The organism is Streptococcus sp. FDAARGOS_256, from assembly GCF_002289235.2.
In the GTDB taxonomy this organism is placed as follows: Bacteria; Bacillota; Bacilli; order Lactobacillales; family Streptococcaceae; genus Streptococcus.
The window spans coordinates 1,878,871-1,898,257 of sequence record NZ_NTGM02000001.1 but is presented as its reverse complement, the minus strand read 5'-3'; the positions used below and the strand labels follow the sequence as shown (position 1 = coordinate 1,898,257).

The 19,387-nt window shown below is 39.9% G+C and carries 8 protein-coding genes; 3 read left to right on the top strand and 5 right to left on the bottom strand.

What is annotated here, in order from left to right:
* Positions 1-38: 38 nt before the first annotated feature.
* Positions 39-566 carry an FUSC family protein gene (locus tag A6J84_RS09490; protein WP_000119887.1) on the bottom strand — a complete coding sequence of 176 codons (528 nt, stop codon included), beginning with the start codon at positions 564-566 and terminating at the stop codon, positions 39-41.
* A gap of 132 nt (positions 567-698) precedes the next feature.
* Complete coding sequence (locus A6J84_RS09485; RefSeq protein WP_095726446.1) at positions 699-5,114, bottom strand: antigen I/II family LPXTG-anchored adhesin; 4,416 nt, start codon at positions 5,112-5,114, stop codon at positions 699-701.
* A 299-nt stretch (positions 5,115-5,413) separates the two neighbouring features.
* Between A6J84_RS09485 and A6J84_RS09480 the strand changes: the two genes are divergently transcribed.
* A complete protein-coding gene (locus A6J84_RS09480) occupies positions 5,414-6,442 on the top strand; it encodes a transposase (RefSeq protein WP_193756714.1) in 1,029 nt (342 codons plus the stop codon).
* A 79-nt stretch (positions 6,443-6,521) separates the two neighbouring features.
* On the opposite strand, the gene A6J84_RS09475 is transcribed toward A6J84_RS09480, so the two are convergent.
* Both A6J84_RS09475 and A6J84_RS09470 read right to left on the bottom strand, forming a co-directional pair.
* Complete coding sequence (locus tag A6J84_RS09475; RefSeq protein ID WP_095726444.1) at positions 6,522-11,153, bottom strand: antigen I/II family LPXTG-anchored adhesin; 4,632 nt, start codon at positions 11,151-11,153, stop codon at positions 6,522-6,524.
* A gap of 166 nt (positions 11,154-11,319) precedes the next feature.
* Positions 11,320-12,519, bottom strand: a complete 1,200-nt coding sequence (locus tag A6J84_RS09470) for a phosphoglycerate kinase (protein WP_095726443.1) — start codon at positions 12,517-12,519, stop codon at positions 11,320-11,322.
* A gap of 352 nt (positions 12,520-12,871) precedes the next feature.
* Between A6J84_RS09470 and A6J84_RS09465 the strand changes: the two genes are divergently transcribed.
* Together A6J84_RS09465 and A6J84_RS09460 are read left to right on the top strand one after the other, a co-directional pair.
* Positions 12,872-13,798: a helix-turn-helix transcriptional regulator gene (locus A6J84_RS09465; RefSeq protein WP_095726442.1), complete on the top strand. Its 927-nt coding sequence runs from the start codon at positions 12,872-12,874 to the stop codon at positions 13,796-13,798.
* An 84-nt stretch (positions 13,799-13,882) separates the two neighbouring features.
* Positions 13,883-14,251 carry a hypothetical protein gene (locus A6J84_RS09460; RefSeq protein ID WP_095726441.1) on the top strand — a complete coding sequence of 123 codons (369 nt, stop codon included), beginning with the start codon at positions 13,883-13,885 and terminating at the stop codon, positions 14,249-14,251.
* 119 nt (positions 14,252-14,370) lie between these two features.
* On the opposite strand, the gene A6J84_RS09455 is transcribed toward A6J84_RS09460, so the two are convergent.
* Entirely contained in the window at positions 14,371-19,095 is a 4,725-nt protein-coding gene (locus A6J84_RS09455; RefSeq protein ID WP_095726440.1) for an endo-beta-N-acetylglucosaminidase, read from the bottom strand.
* Between the last annotated feature and the right edge of the window lie 292 nt (positions 19,096-19,387).

Sequence of the window (19,387 nt, the reverse complement as noted above, 5' to 3'; positions counted from 1 at the left end):
AAGACATACGTCAACGGATAATGTCACAAAATGTAACATTATTTTCTTTTTTTCTCCCAAAAGAGTTTCAGTTGCTCAATATCATAATTTACAAGGATTGCGACAAAAACTCCCATAAATGTTTCAAATACGCGCGCAAACACGTACAAAAATGTTTCTCCGCTTGGTATTGATAGGGTAATGATCAACATGGCTGCTACACCACCAATAACTCCTGCCTTGTTATTCATGGCAACGTTTGTCATAATGGTTAACATGGTGCAAATCGGAACAACTAGTAAGGTTACCCAAAAGGCTCCATGAAATAAAGTGTTTAAGAGGAAAAAGACAAGGGCGTAAAAACCGCCAATGCTATTTCCTAAGATACGCGAAGTTCCAAAATGGACGCTCTTATCAAAGCTCTCTCGTAGACTGAAGACCGCTGTCAATGCTCCGATTTGAAGCCCCTTCCAGCCAAAAAAACCAAAAATCAAGAGAACTATAAATACAGCAATCCCCGTTTTGAAAGTTCGCATACCAAGCTTGAACTGTGACTTATCAAATTTATATTTTTTAAAATAACTCATAATCTCAACTTTCTACTACCATTTTAACATAAATTAGTTGATTTTATGAGTGAAAATCAATAGGAAGCGTTTTTAATTTAGGGCTATAAAAAAGAGGAAACAGAGTTCCTCTTTTCTATTTAAATTCAGAGCTTAGTTACTTTCGTCTTCTTTACGTTTCAACTGACCAAGTCCTAAAACTCCTACTAAAGCTGCTAGACCAAGATATGGCATGTAGCTTGAATCATTTGTACCTGTTTGAGGTAGAGTAGGGTTACCTTTTGGATTTGGAGTAGGAGTTGTTGGCTCCCCTGGTTTCTTAGGTTCTGGCGTTGTCGTGCGAACTGTGTTTGAAGCGTAAGCAACTTTGTTCACAGTATTTACATAGGTATTTTCAAAGGTTCCAACAGCAATTCGTTTCATTTGAATATAAGTCTCAGCCTGGAATGGAGAATCCAACTGAATCTCTTGAAGGAATTCTTCCTTGAAGCGAATGGTAAGCATTCCCTTATCTTGATCATGTTCAACCTGTGTTTCAGCCGTTAAGTCTGTTCCTGCCTTGATAACACGACCGTCTTTCAATCGGATATCAACCTTGGCAAGAACTTTATAGTTTCTAGTGTATTGATCACCCTTTTGGTCATAATCATCTACAAAACTATAGTCATTCAAGTCCTCAGAATGATTTTGTGGAATCAAACCACCGATTAAACGATAATTGAAGTACTGGTTCAACGGAATGGTTTGGCCATCAATATTGTCACTGCTTGGATCCATACTGATTGTCACATCTTTTTTAGGTGTGATTTTCGGTACATTGTTGACAACTACTTCTGTAGCATAGCCATTTCCAAAATCAATTTGGTAGGCTTTGTTTTCGTACTTACCACCCGTTTGACCAAATTCAGGTTTAACTGTCATCGGATCTGTGATGAGCAATGATTTTCCTGCTGCTACATAGTTCTTGTAGAATTCGGCTGGATTATCAGCTGAGAAGAGTTGGAAAGCACCTTTAACAGTGATGTTTGCTTTCTTCAACAGATCTTGAACCTTCTTAGGCGCAGCTTCTAAACTATCAAATTGTTGAACACTGATACCTGATACAAGGTTGCCCTCTAGATCACGGATCTTAACCAATTCTGGTTGAAGGGTTAAGGCTTCTTCTGGATAATCATCCACATAGTAGAAACCATTTTGAATCGCTTCTTTAGAAGATTTATCTCCCTTGTATTGGTCCAAATCCCATGTAAGTTCATAGTAGTTCGTTGAACCAGCTAGAACCTCTTTACCATCAATATTTACACCTTGCTTGTTCTTGTTAACTTTCAAAGGCTTGATGTAGTTGTTATTTGGATTGTCAGGATCATTTGGTTTACCTGGAGTCGTTACACGAACAATGTTTGACTTAACACCGTAGGCGTCGTTGACTGTCAAGGTAAAGTTATTTGTATAAGTCGCCCCATCATTCAAGACACGACCAACAACAGTTGGATATAGAGTCTCAAAGGATTTTGTCAAATCTGCATTGAAAGCAGCCAAGGTCTCCTCAGTAGCCTTAAAGGTTACAGTGTGACTAGCTTTATCATAGCTTGTTTCAAAACCTTTGCTTGCAGCCTTGGTTGCTTCCAAATCAAACTGATAGCCAGTTGGAAGTGGATCTACCAATACAAATGAAGTTGTTTTTGGACGCCCTGCAGTTAAAGCTTCCGTTTTCAACTCAAACTTCACTACAGACTGCTTAGCAACGAGAGTACGATCGATATCTACTCCATCCTCATTCTTAATTTCTTTATTAATCTGAGGTTGTGCAAATAGACGATTGTAATGGAAGTGAACTGTTGGCACCGCTGGTGGTGTTGGCAACTGCTTAGGAGTTGGTGCTACCGGCGGAGTTGGCAATGGATCATAGTTTGGCTCTTCTGGTTTTGATGGCTCTGGTTGATCTGGAGTTTTTACCGGTGGTGTTGGCTCATTTTCATAGCTTGGTGCTACTGGAGCTGGTTCCAATGGTTTCTCTGTCTCATATGTTGGCTCTTCTGGTTTTGATGGCTCCGGTTGATCTGGAGTTTTTACCGGTGGAGTTGGCTCATTTTCGTAGTTTGGTGCTACTGGAGCTGGTTCCAATGGTTTCTCTGTCTCATATGTTGGCTCTTCTGGTTTTGATGGCTCCGGTTGATCTGGAGTTTTTACCGGTGGAGTTGGCTCATTTTCGTAGTTTGGTGCTACTGGAGCTGGTTCCAATGGTTTCTCTGTCTCATACATTGGTTGAGTTGGAGCTGTTGGTGCAACAGGTTTCGTCGGAACCCCAATTGCATTAATGTTTGAATTGAAAGCAAACCAAATATTTCCACTTTTAGAAGAAGCCATATTAAAGCTAATCTCCGATTGAGTTATTTCACCGACAATAGCTCCGTACCAATTATTTGGACTAGAGGTTGTATCCCATTCCGATGTATTCCAACGAGCGCCTAGCGATTTTTCTGCATTTGATGAATCTGCATAAGCAGAGTTATTTTCATGAATCTTGATAGATGAACCAGAAATTGGAATATATCGACCGTTAAAGTTTCTAACACTTTCAATTGCATCTTTATCAATTGCCCCACTACCGTTACCTCTATTTAGAGATGAAAAATTAACTAATCCTCCTGTGAGATTCATAAGTTGACCTTCTTCATCATAAAACTTGACTTTTACATTAATGTTTGTAGAAGTAAAATAATCATTATACCATGCTGTCACAGTTGGATCACTCGAGGCAAACATAGTCATTTTGGTTCCATCGTTAAAACCTGTTTCTTTTAATGTGTAAGTGTAAACTACTTTTGAAATTTTCTTACCATTAAAACTTGAATTTTTTAGACCAGTATAGGTAACATCGACTGGTTTATCCTTTTCTAATACAAGCTTTGCATAAGTGTTATTCGAATTGATTGCATTGAAATATGAATATGCTGTAGATTTTTTCCTATCAGGATTTGTTGGCGAAATCCCCCATGATTTTACCAAAGCATCCAATTCCTGCTGCCCATATTGATGTACAGATGAATCAATTGTTCGTATTGCATTTGGTTCTGATTTAAAGTTCAACGATTGTGATCTTGGTTCTGAAAGATAACCATCTTGTTTCTTTTTACTCTCCGCTTCTGCGAGTGCTGCAGTATAAGCTGCGAACTCTTTCTTATATTTGGCAAGATCCGCTTCGTATTTAGCTAATTTAGTTTCATAGTCTGTTTTAGCCGTGGCATTACGTTGCTTGATTGCTTCATTCTCAGCTTGAAGCGCTGCATTTTTTACCTTATTATCTTCAACAGCCTTTTCATAGGCTGCTTTTGCATCGGCATTTGCTTTTTGAACGCGAGCTAGTTCTGTCTGATAAGCCGCTAGCTTAGCTTGGTAGTCTGCTTCATTGGTAGCATTCGCTTGTTTAACTTCCGCCAAGTCTGCTTCGTATTTCTTCATCGCAGCTTCATAAGTCGATTTTGCAGTGGCGTTACGCTGCTTAATAGCTTCATTTTCAGCTTGGATAGCATTGTTTTTAGCTGTGTTTTCTTCAACAGCCTTTTCATAGGCTGCTTTTGCATCAGCATTAGCCTTTTGAACACGTGCCAATTCTGTCTGATAAGCTACTAATTTAGCTTGATAATCAGCATCATTATCTTCCTTGGCTTTCTTAATAGCTGCAAGATCCGCTTCATACTGCTTCATAGCTGCTTCATAATTCGCTTTTGCAGTTTCATTACGCTGTTTAATGGCTTCATTTTCAGCTTTAAGCGCTTCGTTTTTCGCAGTATTTTCTTTTACCGCCTTATCATAGGCTTCTTTAGCTTCAGCATTAGCTTTTTGTACTCGAGCTAATTCTGTCTGGTAAGCTGAAAGTTTATTTTGATAATCCTGTTGACTATCTTCGTTTGCTTTTTTGACAGTTGCTAAATCTTTTTGATATTGTGCTAGCTTAGCCTCATACTCTGCTTTAGCTGTTGCATTGGCAGTGTTGATTTTTCCAACTTCTTCTTGATGACTTTTTAGATCTTTTTGATACTTGTCATCCGCTGCTTTGTTTTCAGCATTGATTTTATCTGTTTCAGCCTGATGAGCTGCGACTTCCTTTTTATATGCTTCAGTCGTTGTCTTTATTTCTTCAGCCTGTTTAGCATAGTCGCTTTTAATCTCATCTTGTTTTTGAGCATTCTCTGTAGCAGTTGTGGCGGTTCCTTTGTCTTTTGTTTCATCTTGAACTACCTTAACTCCTGCAGATTTTGCATCGGCAACTGCTTTATCCAAATCAGCTGATGATACTTCTACTGGCAAAGCTGAGTCTTTAGAACCAGCCTTAGTTTGGCTCTCTTTGGCAACTTGGCTCATTTCACCCTGAGCTTCAGGTAGATTTGTAGCTGGGTTTCCTGTAGTAGCTACCTCAACTGTACTTGTACTAGTTGTCTCTGTAACTTCATCAGCAAATACTGCTTTGTCTGCAAAAGCAATCAAAGCAGTTCCTAAAACAGCACCACACAACGTTTTCGCAACTTTGCTTTTACGAAATCCATAGACTTCTTTTTTATTTTTCATTATAAGTCATTTCCTTATCTAAATTTAGTCGTTACTTCTTATATTAACACTTTACAAGGCAAGATACAAATATTTACTCTTTTCTCTTTTTATTTATAGAAAAATTCCACATGTTTATAAATTAAATTAAAAAGAAGATGGTCACACCATCTTCTTTTAGTTAAACTATTTATTTTGGCTCTATAATATTTGTAGTGGGTAAATCTCCTATAGATATTATGGAGCCTATTTTGTTGTAGAGAAAAAGTCCCATATGACCTATAATGAAAAGCAACCAAACCATCATTAGAAAGAGCCATATGGAACAATTACATTTTATCACAAAACTACTCGATATCAAAGACCCTAATATCCAAATTATAGACATCATCAATAAGAATACCCACAAGGAAATCATTGCTAAATTGGATTATGATGCCCCACTTTGTCCTGATTGCGGAAGCCAAATGAAGAAATATGACTTTCAAAAACCTTCTAAAATCCCTTACCTTGAAACGACTGGTATGCCTACTAGAATTCTCCTTAAAAAACGCCGTTTTAAGTGCTATCAGTGCTCTAAAATGATGGTCTCTGAGACTCCTATAGTCAAGAAAAATCACCAAATCCCTCGTATCATCAACCAAAAGATTGCCCAAAAGCTAATTGAAAAGACTTCTATGACTGGCATTGCCCATCAGCTGTCTATTTCAACTTCAACTGTCATTCGCAAACTCAATGACTTCCGTTTTAAGCATGATTTTTCTCGTCTGCCTGAGATTATGTCCTGGGACGAGTATACCTTCACTAAGGGAAAGATGAGTTTTATTGCGCAAGATTTTGAAAAGCTCAATATCATCACTGTTCTTGAGGGCAGAACACAAGCTATCAAGCGCTACTGGAAGCTCATTCAACAGGATAGTCGTAAACTCAGTGATAAGGGTTTTTATCGCCCTACTTTTCGTATGCACTTAACCAATAAAGAAATCCTAGACAAGCTTTTGAGCTATTCAGAAGACTTGAAACACCACTATCATCTCTATCAACTCTTGCTTTTTCACTTTCAGAATAAGAAACCAGAGAAATTTTTCGGACTCTTTGAAGACAATATAAAGAAGGTTCATTCTCTTTTTCAGACTGTCTTTAAAACATTTCTAAAGGACAAAGGGAAAATCGTCAATGCCCTTCAGTTATCCTATTCCAACGCAAAATTGGAAGCGACTAATAATCTCATCAAACTTATCAAACGCAATGCCTTTGGTTTTCGGAACTTTGAAAACTTCAAGAAGCGAATTTTCGTCGCTCTGAATATCAAAAAAGAAAGGACGAAATTTGTCCTTTCTCGAGCTTAGCTTTTCTTCAACCCACTACAGTTGACAATGAGCCGAAAAAGAGGAAACAGAGTTCCTCTTTTTTATTTAAATTCAGAGCTTACTTGCTTTCGTCTTCTTTACGTTTCAACTGACCAAGTCCTAAAACTCCTACTAAAGCTGCTAGACCAAGATATGGCATGTAGCTTGAATCATTTGTACCTGTTTGAGGTAGAGTAGGGTTACCTTTTGGATTTGGAGTAGGAGTCGTTGGCTCCTCTGGTTTCTTAGGTTCTGGCGTTGTCGTACGAACTGTATTTGAGGCGTAAGCAACTTTGTTCACAGTATTTACATAGGTATTTTCAAAGGTTCCAACAGCAATTCGTTTCATTTGAATATAAGTCTCAGCCTGGAATGGAGAATCCAACTGAATCTCTTGAAGGAATTCTTCCTTGAAGCGAATGGTAAGCATTCCCTTATCTTGATCATGTTCAACCTGTGTTTCAGCCGTTAAGTCTGTTCCTGCCTTGATAACACGACCGTCTTTCAATCGGATATCAACCTTGGCAAGAACTTTATAGTTTCTAGTGTATTGATCACCCTTTTGGTCATAATCATCTACAAAACTATAGTCATTCAAGTCCTCAGAATGATTTTGTGGAATCAAACCACCGATTAAACGATAATTGAAGTACTGGTTCAACGGAATGGTTTGGCCATCAATATTGTCACTGCTTGGATCCATACTGATTGTCACATCTTTTTTAGGTGTGATTTTCGGTACATTGTTGACAACTACTTCTGTAGCATAGCCATTTCCAAAATCAATTTGGTAGGCTTTGTTTTCGTACTTACCACCCGTTTGACCAAATTCAGGTTTAACTGTCATCGGATCTGTGATGAGCAATGATTTTCCTGCTGCTACATAGTTCTTGTAGAATTCGGCTGGATTATCAGCTGAGAAGAGTTGGAAAGCACCTTTAACAGTGATGTTTGCTTTCTTCAACAGATCTTGAACCTTCTTAGGCGCAGCTTCTAAACTATCAAATTGTTGAACACTGATACCTGATACAAGGTTGCCCTCTAGATCACGGATCTTAACCAATTCTGGTTGAAGGGTTAAGGCTTCTTCTGGATAATCATCCACATAGTAGAAACCATTTTGAATCGCTTCTTTAGAAGATTTATCTCCCTTGTATTGGTCCAAATCCCATGTAAGTTCATAGTAGTTCGTTGAACCAGCTAGAACCTCTTTACCATCAATATTTACACCTTGCTTGTTCTTGTTAACTTTCAAAGGCTTGATGTAGTTGTTATTTGGATTGTCAGGATCATTTGGTTTACCTGGAGTCGTTACACGAACAATGTTTGACTTAACACCGTAGGCGTCGTTGACTGTCAAGGTAAAGTTATTTGTATAAGTCGCCCCATCATTCAAGACACGACCAACAACAGTTGGATATAGAGTCTCAAAGGATTTTGTCAAATCTGCATTGAAAGCAGCCAAGGTCTCCTCAGTAGCCTTAAAGGTTACAGTGTGACTAGCTTTATCATAGCTTGTTTCAAAACCTTTGCTTGCAGCCTTGGTTGCTTCCAAATCAAACTGATAGCCAGTTGGAAGTGGATCTACCAATACAAATGAAGTTGTTTTTGGACGCCCTGCAGTTAAAGCTTCCGTTTTCAACTCAAACTTCACTACAGACTGCTTAGCAACGAGAGTACGATCGATATCTACTCCATCCTCATTCTTAATTTCTTTATTAATCTGAGGTTGTGCAAATAGACGATTGTAATGGAAGTGAACTGTTGGCACCGCTGGTGGTGTTGGCAACTGCTTAGGAGTTGGTGCTACCGGCGGAGTTGGCAATGGATCATAGTTTGGCTCTTCTGGTTTTGATGGCTCTGGTTGATCTGGAGTTTTTACCGGTGGTGTTGGCTCATTTTCATAGCTTGGTGCTACTGGAGCTGGTTCCAATGGTTTCTCTGTCTCATATGTTGGCTCTTCTGGTTTTGATGGCTCCGGTTGATCTGGAGTTTTTACCGGCGGAGTTGGCTCATTTTCGTAGTTTGGTGCTACTGGAGCTGGTTCCAATGGTTTCTCTGTCTCATATGTTGGCTCTTCTGGTTTTGATGGCTCTGGTTGATCTGGAGTTTTTACCGGTGGTGTTGGCTCGTTTTCATAGCTTGGTGCTACTGGAGCTGGTTCCAATGGTTTTTCCACCTCATAAGACGGTGCTTGCGGTGCAGTAGGTTCTACCGGTGGAGTTGGTTTTTCTTTTGTAATTTTCGGAACGTTGACGGCACGAATCTTACCATTGAGTGAGTACCAGATGTTTGGTCTTTTACCTGTATCAACCGCCATAACTGGATCAGAAGGAACTACTAGGGTCGCAGAAATGGCACCAACAGTAACACGGTTAGTTGAACCAGACATGCTGATTGCTCCTGCACCATACCAAGAGTTTGGAGCATCTGATGAATCCCAACCTGAACCAGGTTGACCATTTGGATACATAGTCCAACGAGATCCACCTTGGTCTTTTTTAAAGTTCAAGGTTTCTGTGGCATAAATCTTTCCGTCTTTTTCTCCAACAGATGAACCGGAAATTTTAATAAAGTTACCAGTGTAATCCTTGGCCATCTCAATAGAATTATTTTCTCTGTTTAGAGATGCTACTGAAAGAAGGGCATTGTCAAAATTAATTGGTTGGTCATTTTCATCATAGAAGGTAAATTCATTTTTAATGAAAATTGAAGTCCCTTTTTCAACATCACCAGTGTAAGCAGAAGCAAAGACACCCAAAGTTGGGTCACTAAAGATTCCCAACCAAACTTTTCCACTAGGATTTTTAAATTGAGAAGAAGGATCTACAGTATATTTGTAAACAATCTTAGAAATCTTTTTACCATTGTAGTATGAATTTTGAAGGTTGGTATAAGTTGCAGTTACGCTTTGCCCACGTTCTAGAAGAACAGAGCCCCATTTAACTTCTGTTTTATTCCCTACATTGGTGGTCCAGTCAGATTTGTCTCCAATATTACCATACAATTCCACCGAAGAAGCGGTAGCACCGTTTTCCAAGTTCTTGACATTTAGATTGTCTAACTGAAGATTTTTCTTGCCATATTGGACTGTGTCTTTCTTAAAAGCTTCATCAACTGCTGCTGCAGTGAGAAGTTTTCCTTCCGTTTTGAGATCAAGTTGAGCATTCGGTTCTAAATCGTAAACCAAGCTCTGAGCAGATGGCTTAGACAAGTAACCATCTTGATCTTTATTATTTTCAAGTTCTACAAGGGCCGCCTTAATTTTAGCCTGCTCATCTTTATAAGCCTGCAACTTAGCCGGATACTCAGCCAACTCTTTCTTATATTTGGCAAGATCAGCTTCATATTTAGCTAATTTTGCTTCATAGTCAGTTTTAGCCGCGGCATTCCGTTGCTTGATTTCTTCGTTTTCAGCTTGGAGCGCTGCATTTTTTGCCTTATTGTCTTCAACAGCCTTCTCATAAGCTGCTTTAGCATCAGCATTAGCTTTTTGAACGCGAGCTAATTCCGTCTGATAAGCCGCTAACTTAGTTTGGTAGTCTGTTTCGTTAGCTGCATTCGCTTGTTTGACTGCTGCCAAGTCTTTTTCGTATTGTGCTATTTTAGCCTCATAAGTTGCCTTGGCTGTTTCATTTCGTTGTTTAATAGCTTCATTTTCAGCTTGGATAGCATTGTTTTTAGCTGTGTTTTCTTCAACAGCCTTTTCATAGGCTACTTTTGCATCAGAATTAGCCTTTTGAACACGTGCCAATTCTGTTTGATAAGCTGCTAATTTAGCTTGATAATCAGCATCATTATCCTCTTTAGCTTTCTTAATAGCTGCAAGGTCTGCTTCATACTGCTTCATCGCTGCTTCATAATTCGCTTTTGCAGTTTCATTACGCTGTTTAATCGCTTCATTTTCAGCTTTAAGCGCTTCGTTTTTAGCTGTGTTTTCTTTTACTGCTTTATCATAAGCCTCTTTAGCTTCAGCATTAGCTTTTTGTACTCGAGCTAATTCTGTCTGGTAAGCTGAAAGTTTATTTTGATAATCCTGTTGACTATCTTCGTTTGCTTTTTTGACAGTTGCTAAATCTTTTTGATATTGTGCTAGCTTAGCCTCATATTCTGCTTTAGCTGTTGCATTAGCAGTGTTGATTTTTTCAACTTCTTCTTGATGACTTTTTAGATCTTTTTGGTACTTGTCATCCGCTGCTTTGTTTTCAGCATTGATTTTATCTGTTTCAGCCTGATGAGCTGCGACTTCCTTTTTATATGCTTCAGTCGTTGTCTTTATTTCTTCAGCCTGTTTAGCATAGTCGCTTTTAATCTCATCTTGTTTTTGAGCATTCTCTGTAGCAGTTGTGGCGGTTCCTTTGTCTTTTGTTTCATCTTGAACTACCTTAACTCCTGCAGATTTTGCATCGGCAACTGCTTTATCCAAATCAGCTGATGATACTTCTACTGGCAAAGCTGAGTCTTTAGAACCAGCCTTAGCTTGGCTCTCTTTGGCAACTTGGCTCATTTCCCCCTGAGCTTCAGGTAGATTTGTAGCTGGATTTCCTGTAGTAGCTACCTCAACTGTACTTGTACTAGTTGTCTCTGTAACTTCATCAGCAAATACTGCTTTGTCTGCAAAAGCAATCAAAGCAGTTCCTAAAACAGCACCACACAACGTTTTCGCAACTTTGCTTTTACGAAATCCATAGACTTCTTTTTTATTTTTCATTATAATCCTTTTCCTTATCTAAATTTAGTCGTTACTTTTTATACTAGCACTTTACAAGGCAGGATGCAAATATTTACTCTTTTTTTTTATTTATAGAAAAATTCCACCTATTTATAAATTAAATTAAAAAGAAGATGGTCACACCATCTTCCTTTAGTTAAACTATTTATTTTTCAGTCAAAGCTGCAAGTCCTGGCAATACTTTACCTTCAAGGAGTTCCATTGATGCTCCACCACCAGTAGAGATCCATGAGAACTTGTCTGCACGGCCAAGGTTGATGGCTGCAGCAGCTGAGTCACCACCACCGATGATTGATTTAACACCAGGTTGTTTCACGATAGCGTCCATGACACCGATTGTACCAGCTTGGAAGTCAGGGTTTTCAAATACACCCATAGGTCCGTTCCATACAACTGTTTTGGCACCAGTCAAAGCTTCGTCAAATTTAGCGATAGATTTTGGACCGATATCCAAACCAAGGAAACCTGGGTCTACTGCTTCACCTTCAGTGTCTTTCACTTCAGTGTAGTCAGCAAATGCGTTTGCTTCTTTTGAGTCAACTGGCAAGATCAATTTGCCGTTTGCTTTTTCAAGAAGAGCTTTCGCAACATCCAATTTGTCTTCTTCTACAAGTGAGTTACCAATTTCGATACCTTGTGCTTTGTAGAATGTGTAAGTCATCCCACCACCGATAAGCACTTTATCAGCTTTTTCAAGCAAGTTTTCGATAACACCGATCTTGTCAGATACTTTTGAACCACCAAGGATCGCTACGAATGGACGTTCTGGAGCTTCAACTGCTTCTTGGATGTAGGCAATTTCATTTTCAAGAAGGAATCCAGCAACAGCTTTTTCAACGTTTGCTGAGATACCGACGTTAGATGCGTGTGCACGGTGAGCTGTACCGAATGCATCGTTTACGAAGATACCATCTCCAAGTGATGCCCAGTATTTACCAAGTTCAGGATCGTTTTTAGATTCTTTCTTGCCATCAACATCTTCGTAACGAGTGTTTTCAACCAAGAGAACTTGTCCATCTTCAAGAGCGTTGATTGCTACTTCCAATTCAGCACCACGAGTGACACCTGGAAGGAAAGCAACGTCTTGACCCAATTTAGCAGCCAAGTCAGCAGCTACAGGAGCAAGTGATTTACCAGCCTTGTCTGCTTCTTCTTTTACACGGCCAAGGTGAGAGAAGAGGATAGCACGTCCACCTTGTTCAAGGATGTACTTGATAGTTGGAAGAGCTGCAGTGATACGGTTGTCATTGGTAATCACGCCATCTTTAACAGGTACGTTGAAGTCAACACGAACGAGAACTTTTTTCCCTTTCAAGTCAACGTCTTTAACAGTCAATTTTGCCATTAGATATGACTCCTTCTTTTTTTATACGTGTTAATTATATCACAAAATCCGCAAAAGAGATAGAAAAACCCTAAACTTTTCTTGTTCATTCTTCTATTTATTAACCTAAAAACCTAGGATTGCAGTTCGGGAAATAGCAATTTTCACATAATTCGGTTGGAATAATTTAGGCAAATTCTTGATTGATCTGCCTAATTACTTCTATACCATTCTTTTTCTAACACTTTAATCCTTAATATTCTAAACTCTACAGTCCTTCTTTTTGAATTGCTAGGTTTCTTATTATACAATATAACTAAAATAGTTTCTTTAGTTTGTGCTATTTGAGATTAAAAGAAGGGGAATTGCTACCATGAAATTAGAAAGACTAATCTATATTTTACTGTCTCTTTTAAATAAGAAGAGGATAACAGCTAAAGAGATTGCAGAGAGGTTTGAAATATCTACTCGAACTGTATATAGAGACATGGATACACTCAGTTTAGCGGGGATCCCAATCTATTCGGAACGTGGAGATAAGGGAGGTTTCTATATACCGAGCGACTATAAGATAGACAGAAACTTTTTCACTGAGGAGGAGAGACAGTTTATCATTAATATGAGCCAAAATGTTAGTAAAATCGTTGGTCATTCAAGTCTTGACAGTATCGAACACAAGCTGTCTTCTCAAGAAATTACAAGAGCAAACAGTCCTTTTTACTTTGATCTCAGTTCCTGGACTCTTAATACAAATTATTTACTAGAAATTGAGGAAGCGATACAAACTGAACAGATGATTTCTTTTTCTTACTATTCGAAAAAACAGGAGAAAAGTCAGCGAACAATTATCCCATACAGATTGATCTATAAACTGAATGCTTGGTATGTTATCGGTTACTGCTTAGAAAAATTAGATTTTCGTATTTTTAAATTAACTCGAATTCGTGAACTAGAACTAGTGGAGATAAAAGATAAACCATTCGATTATCCACGTTTATCTCAAGAAAAGTTAGAGCTTTTTTTAAATCCCCCAAAACATAAAGTGGAGGGGCAAGGAGAAGAAATCGAACTAGTTTTTACAAGATTTGCACTCCCAAAAATCTACGATAACTTCACGGAAGAAGAAATCAGAGTCGAGGACGAAATAATAAAAGTTCAGGCATTCAGAGCTTTAACTCCTGCATTTTTTGATTTACTCTTAAGCTTTGGTTATCAAGTAAAGGTCGTATCTCCAAGTCACTTACAAAATCTACTGGTCAGTACTCTCAAAAAAAATCTTCAGCAATATGACAACCTGTAGTCATATTTCCTTTTGTATACTCTTAAGTGGGCAAAATATTTCGTGATATTCATCATAGCCCAATTATTTTACAGGAGGTTCCAAATGGATACAAAAACACTTGCAGAAAGCTATTTTACAGCAGTAAATGAGGGAGGCTGGGAAGATTTCGTAGCTGAAAACTTTGACTATGGCATGTGCGATAGTATAGAAATTCGACAAGGACGTGATGTTTATTTGCAAGGCGCAGGCCAATTCTATGCTTTGAGCCAGCATCTTGAAGTGAAGCAATTACTTGTTGATGGTCGAACAGTCTCAGCTTTAAATCGATACCGTCTACATTCTCCTCAAGGAAAAGAACTCGAAATGGATGTCGCAGAATTTCTGAAATTCGATGAATTTGATAAATTAGTTGCATCCAATATTTATTTCGACACTTATCGTTTCCAAAAATTTATCCAAGGAATTGAATAACAAAAATCTAGCTTCAAATTTACTCTTCAATTGCAAAACTAAAAACAAGACCTGACTAATCTACAGTCAAACCTTGTTTTTTTATTTTTTATGAGAAAATCCAAGATTCGTAAATTCGATTAATCTTCTCTCTTCTTTCCAGCAAGCAAGCCGTAGCCACTCATTACTCCGAGGAGTCCCAGCGCTACTAGACTAGCATCTCTTGTCGCTCCCGTATTTGGAAGCTCTTTGCTTGTTGCTTCAACTTTTGTCGGTGCTACTAAAGGCGCTTGATCCCTTGTTTGTGAGACTTGCTCTTCTTTCATTCCTACTTCAACAATTTCTGGAAGGGCTTCCTTGAGAACTTCAGTTGAAAGAAGAGTGCGTTTGCCTTGGGCATCCACCTCTACAAAGTGACGAACTTGGCCTTCCACACCTGCTTGAACTAGCTGACGTTGACCTTTCAGAAGGCTTGCATTTGGTCGTTCTTGACGTTCGAAGGCCATTGTAGCCTCTTCAACTTCCAGTTTCGGAGTTGCTAGAACTAAATCTTTCACACCTTCAGCTGGTTGGTTGCTTGACAGAACTTTTGTTCCTACTTCTGTGATTTCTGGGATAGCTTCCTTGAGAACTTCAGTTGAACGAAGGGTGCGATTGCCTTGGACATCTACTTCTACTAGACGACGAATTTGGCCTTCCGCTCCTGCTTGAACTAGCTGGCGTTGTCCTTTGAGAAGCTCGGCGTTTGGTCGCTCCTGACGTTCAAAGGCTGTTGTTTCAGTTTCAATAACTAGTTCAGGAAGAGCTTCAACCGTTGGAGCCACTTCATTTGGATCCATGCTTCCAACATGATGGCTTTCTTCTGCAGGTACTAATTTCTTATTCAACTTTTCTTTCATGTCCGCAAAAGCTTGTGGAGTTGGCATTTCTGAAGCCAACAAAGTTTCTGCTTGTTCAATCAACTCAGCTTGGGAATCTTTTTCACGAACAGATTCGAGCAAGCCTTCCAACTCTTCTCTAGCAGTCTGATAACGTTGATTTCCATCTAGGTCTGTCCCTGCTTGTTTCAACTCATTCAAAGCTTTGTTGACCTCTTCTTGACTGGCATTATGGTTTTCTGCTACAGCTTTCGCTGCATTGAGCTTCTCTACTAGTGCTGCTTGTTTGTCCTCGCTTGAGAAGGTGTAGGCAAGAGTTGACTGACGGCCTTGGGCAGCAGTAATTTCTTGTTTGAGGTACTCGTCGTTGACAGCTGCTTTTGGAGAAACCAAGACATCGAACTCAGCTGTGTGTCCCTTGTAATGAAGAGTCAAGGTCTGACGACCAGTCTTTTGAGCATCGTAGCCCGTAATTTCAACACCTTGATCTGTGAAGGCATGGCTTTCTTCTGTCTCATCATCATAGAGAACGCCGAAGCGCCCTTCTGCAAGATCCAGTTGCTCTCCTACTAGATAGTCCGTTTTCGGTTTCTGAGTAATGTACAGACCTGCTACTTCTTTTGGTTTTCCTTCATCTTGACCAGTCACTTGTACCTTCAAGTCACCGCTTACTGGAAGTCCAAGATAGCTAACTGTGAGCTTTTGTTCCCCTTTTTGATGAGCGTTGTAGCCAGATACTGTCACACCTGAATGAGTAAGGTTGATCAGCTCATCGGCTTGTCCCCCTTCGTATTGAACACGGAGTGTTCCGCCTCTGAGGTCCAGTTTTTCTCCTTCTTTATAAACTGTCTTCTTAGGTCCTTTTTCAAGGCTAACAGATTTAATTTTTCTTTCATCCTGTGGAATCGCTACTGCCAAGGTGTTACTGATTTCTTTGCCAGGTAGTTGGGTACGATAGTAGAGGAGATTTGGTTGCTTGTCAAAGCCCAATGGTGCTGTTGCTAGGTCGCCACCAGTTTCAGTCTTCAAGGTTGCAATTGGTGTTTGTGAATCTGCCTTGTCGTAAACGGTGATGGTTGCGCCTGCTGGAACATCAGAGAAGCCTAGTTGAACTTGATGGTTTCCAAGTGAACGAGCAGCTACCTTAGCCATTGGAATATTTTGACTTTCTGTGTCCAAGGTTTCGTACATCTTCCAGTTGTAGATACGAATGGCTTTCCAAGGTGTTCCGTTATCAGATGTAATGACATGCAAACGCCAGTCTTGGGCAGTGATTGGTTTATCAAGAGTGATATCCGTCACGTGCGCTTTATTGCCACGGACTTCCTTAGCCAGTTTCCACTCGCCATCTGTATCCTTGTAGTAAAGATCAAAGTCCTTGGTGTTCATCAGACCATCGTTAACAGACTCACCACCAGCTCCCGCATGATCCATTACCCATCTAACAACACGACGTGGTTGGGTCAAACGAATATCGACACTACCGCTCAATTGTCCTGAGGACCACTTGTCTGATAGACTTGTAATCGTACCGTTCAACATGCCTTCGATGCCTTCACCGCCTTCAGTATTCGGGAAGGTGCTACCAATAACCGTTGCCCCTGGAACAATATTTTCAGCCAAAGGTCTTGGGAGAGTTGTATCCTGAACTGTCATGCCCCAGTTAAAGGATGCCGTCGCTGCTTCTGAACGGAGTCCATTTTTACCAACTGCAACGACTTTCAATTCTTGCGTTGTACCAGTCGCATTAGCAGAACGGCTAACTTTTGGCAAGTAGATGGTTGAAGCAGATGAACCTGTCAACAAACGCCAGTTGTCACCGTCTTTTTCGTAGACTTCATAGAAATCCGCATCTTGGTTACCCGTAAATTGAACAACTGCTTCAGCTTCTTGGGCATTCTTAAGAGATTGCTTCACTACAGAGAGACCTGTTGGGGCTTGTGGTGCTTGGTGATTGTCCGAAATTGTTAATTGACCTAGGTTGAACTGATAATCTTTTACAGCCCCTTCATGTTCGAAGAAGAGTTTGACTGCATAGATTGTTTTACCTGCTAGTGAGCTAAGGTCAAATTCTTCATTCTTCCAGTTATCAGAAAGTGTTAGCTCTTTCCATGCGGCTGCATCCTCAAATTTGTAGTCTGGTGTTGTAGAGAAGGCCATATAAACTTTAGAGCCTTTTCCTCCCTTGTGGGCAACACGAAGTTTGGTGTTTTCAGTTACTTCTAGTTTGGTAGAATACAAATTCACATCCTGGTCCGTCTTACCAGCTACATCACCTGAGAATTTAAGGGAGTTACCTCCATTATAGGCATCTGTAAAGTCATATTCTGCACGAAGTTTTTCCCCCGTTGAAGTCTGCCACCAGCGCCATGTTGGCAAGACACCAGAAACAGAACGGTAGTTCCACTCAGAATCCTTAGAAACTTTACCGTCTACAAACCATTTTCTACCATGACCTGTATTAAAGGAGGTCGTGAAGGTTCGGCCAACTGCTGGTGTGCGGTCAGCAACTAAATTGGCTATCCCATACCACTCTTTATCTGCTGGTTTTTGAGCCGTTGGATCTCCTTGGTAACCTGTAAAGAAGATGTCTTCGTTCTTGTGGTAGTCTTCGCCTGTTTTTCCTAGACTGGTAATCGTATCTGGTGCAAAAAGTCCTAACGACAAACGCAACTTACCCTTTTCATCTAAGAGGGCATCCCATTTGACTTTGGTCTTATAAGAACCACCTTGTTGCAATTCCAAGCCTGCAAAGACATCATATTGGCTACGTTCTAGCCATTTGGCCATCTCTACGGAGTGGTCATTCTTTTCCTTGTTCCAGTTGAAATTGGCAAAAAATTGATCTGCAGGTACCTTGTCTCCTTCTTTTTGCATGAACTGGTAGTTGTAATCACCTAGACCATCTTCGTGGTAACGACCATATTTGTAGGTCATGGCATCGTACCAAGCATACTTGATTGGGTGGTTGACTTTGGCTGCGTATTCTTTTGTATAGAGCATGAATTGGCGCATTTTTTCACCAAGAGGTGCTACCAATTCACCCGTTGTTTCTTGGTTGATAAAATACCCATCAAAGCCATAGTACTTAGCAAGGTCGACAAGTTTTCGTGCGATAGGGAAGGTGCCATCTGCGTCTTGTTTCAAGGCAGCTGCAAATTTCTCTTGGTCGGCAATGCTATTTGACCAGTTGAAAAAGAGGGTTCCATAAACGGGAACTCCGTTGCGGTGCCCAGCATCAATGACATCTGGAGTTGGAACTAGACCTTCCCAGAAGACCATTGAATCCAAGTACTGCCAGTAATCAAAGGCGTAAGCCTTGAATTCTTCTCCACCAACAGAAGCATGGTCTTTAGCCTTTGAGTTGGTATTTGCTAGCGCCTGAACCTTGGCTCTTCTGCTTGCTTTTTCGTTAACCAACTGACCTCTATGGCGCTTGGCGAGTTCAACTGAGGAACGATTGATGGGATCATCCTCGCGCGCACCTGGTTCCCATTTCAACAAATCATCCCAAGTATCAAATTTGATTTCTTTTGGTCGGAGACTCTTTTCTTCATTTTTAGGAACGTCTGCTAGAATCGGTTTGTCGGCTTTCTTCTCAGCCACTTGAGGAGTTTCCTCTGGTTTGACTTCTTCTTTTTCAGTTGGTTGAGCAGGTTTTTCAGCTTTATCTGCCGGAGCGGGTTTTGCCTCTTCTTTTTCATTGACCAAATCGGCTATTGCTGGAGTGTTTTCTGAAATTGGTTGCTCAGCTACTTTGTTCTCTGTTTCCTCTAATTGTTTTTCAAGGGCTGCAGTATCTGGATTAGCTGTTTCACTAGCGCTTGTAGCTTGGGCGCTCGCATTTGCAGCTGTTTCAGGGACTGCGACTTGTTCAGCAAGAGCTGGGCTCGCGAATAGAGCTGAACCAATCATCAAGGAACAAGCCCCGATTGACAGCTTACGAATACTGTAACGGCAACGTTTTTCAAAAAATAGATTTTTCATCTTATCCTCCTAATAAAATATAAAGTAAGCGCTTTACTTTTTGATAAAAAGTAACTGTTCTCAGTGCACACCACCAGAACAGGATCATCTTCATTTTATCCTATATGAAAGCGATGTCAATCTATTTAACATAAAAACTATAACTAGGATAATAATCAGTAAAATTTGGACACAATCCTATAAATCATCTATCTTAAAGGGAATCTATCTCTCATTTTAAAAGAAAGTTCTTGTTTCTTATGAAAATTTCAGCTAAACACTTGTGAGATTTACTTTTATCCTTTAAAATAGA

Coding starts and splice junctions, on each gene's coding strand:
- A6J84_RS09490 (WP_000119887.1), bottom strand. CDS start 566: ATGAGTTATTTTAAAAAATATAAATTTGATAAGTCACAGTTCAAGCTT.
- A6J84_RS09485 (WP_095726446.1), bottom strand. CDS start 5,114: ATGAAAAATAAAAAAGAAGTCTATGGATTTCGTAAAAGCAAAGTTGCG.
- A6J84_RS09480 (WP_193756714.1), top strand. CDS start 5,414: ATGGAACAATTACATTTTATCACAAAACTACTCGATATCAAAGACCCT.
- A6J84_RS09475 (WP_095726444.1), bottom strand. CDS start 11,153: ATGAAAAATAAAAAAGAAGTCTATGGATTTCGTAAAAGCAAAGTTGCG.
- A6J84_RS09470 (WP_095726443.1), bottom strand. CDS start 12,519: ATGGCAAAATTGACTGTTAAAGACGTTGACTTGAAAGGGAAAAAAGTT.
- A6J84_RS09465 (WP_095726442.1), top strand. CDS start 12,872: ATGAAATTAGAAAGACTAATCTATATTTTACTGTCTCTTTTAAATAAG.
- A6J84_RS09460 (WP_095726441.1), top strand. CDS start 13,883: ATGGATACAAAAACACTTGCAGAAAGCTATTTTACAGCAGTAAATGAG.
- A6J84_RS09455 (WP_095726440.1), bottom strand. CDS start 19,095: ATGAAAAATCTATTTTTTGAAAAACGTTGCCGTTACAGTATTCGTAAG.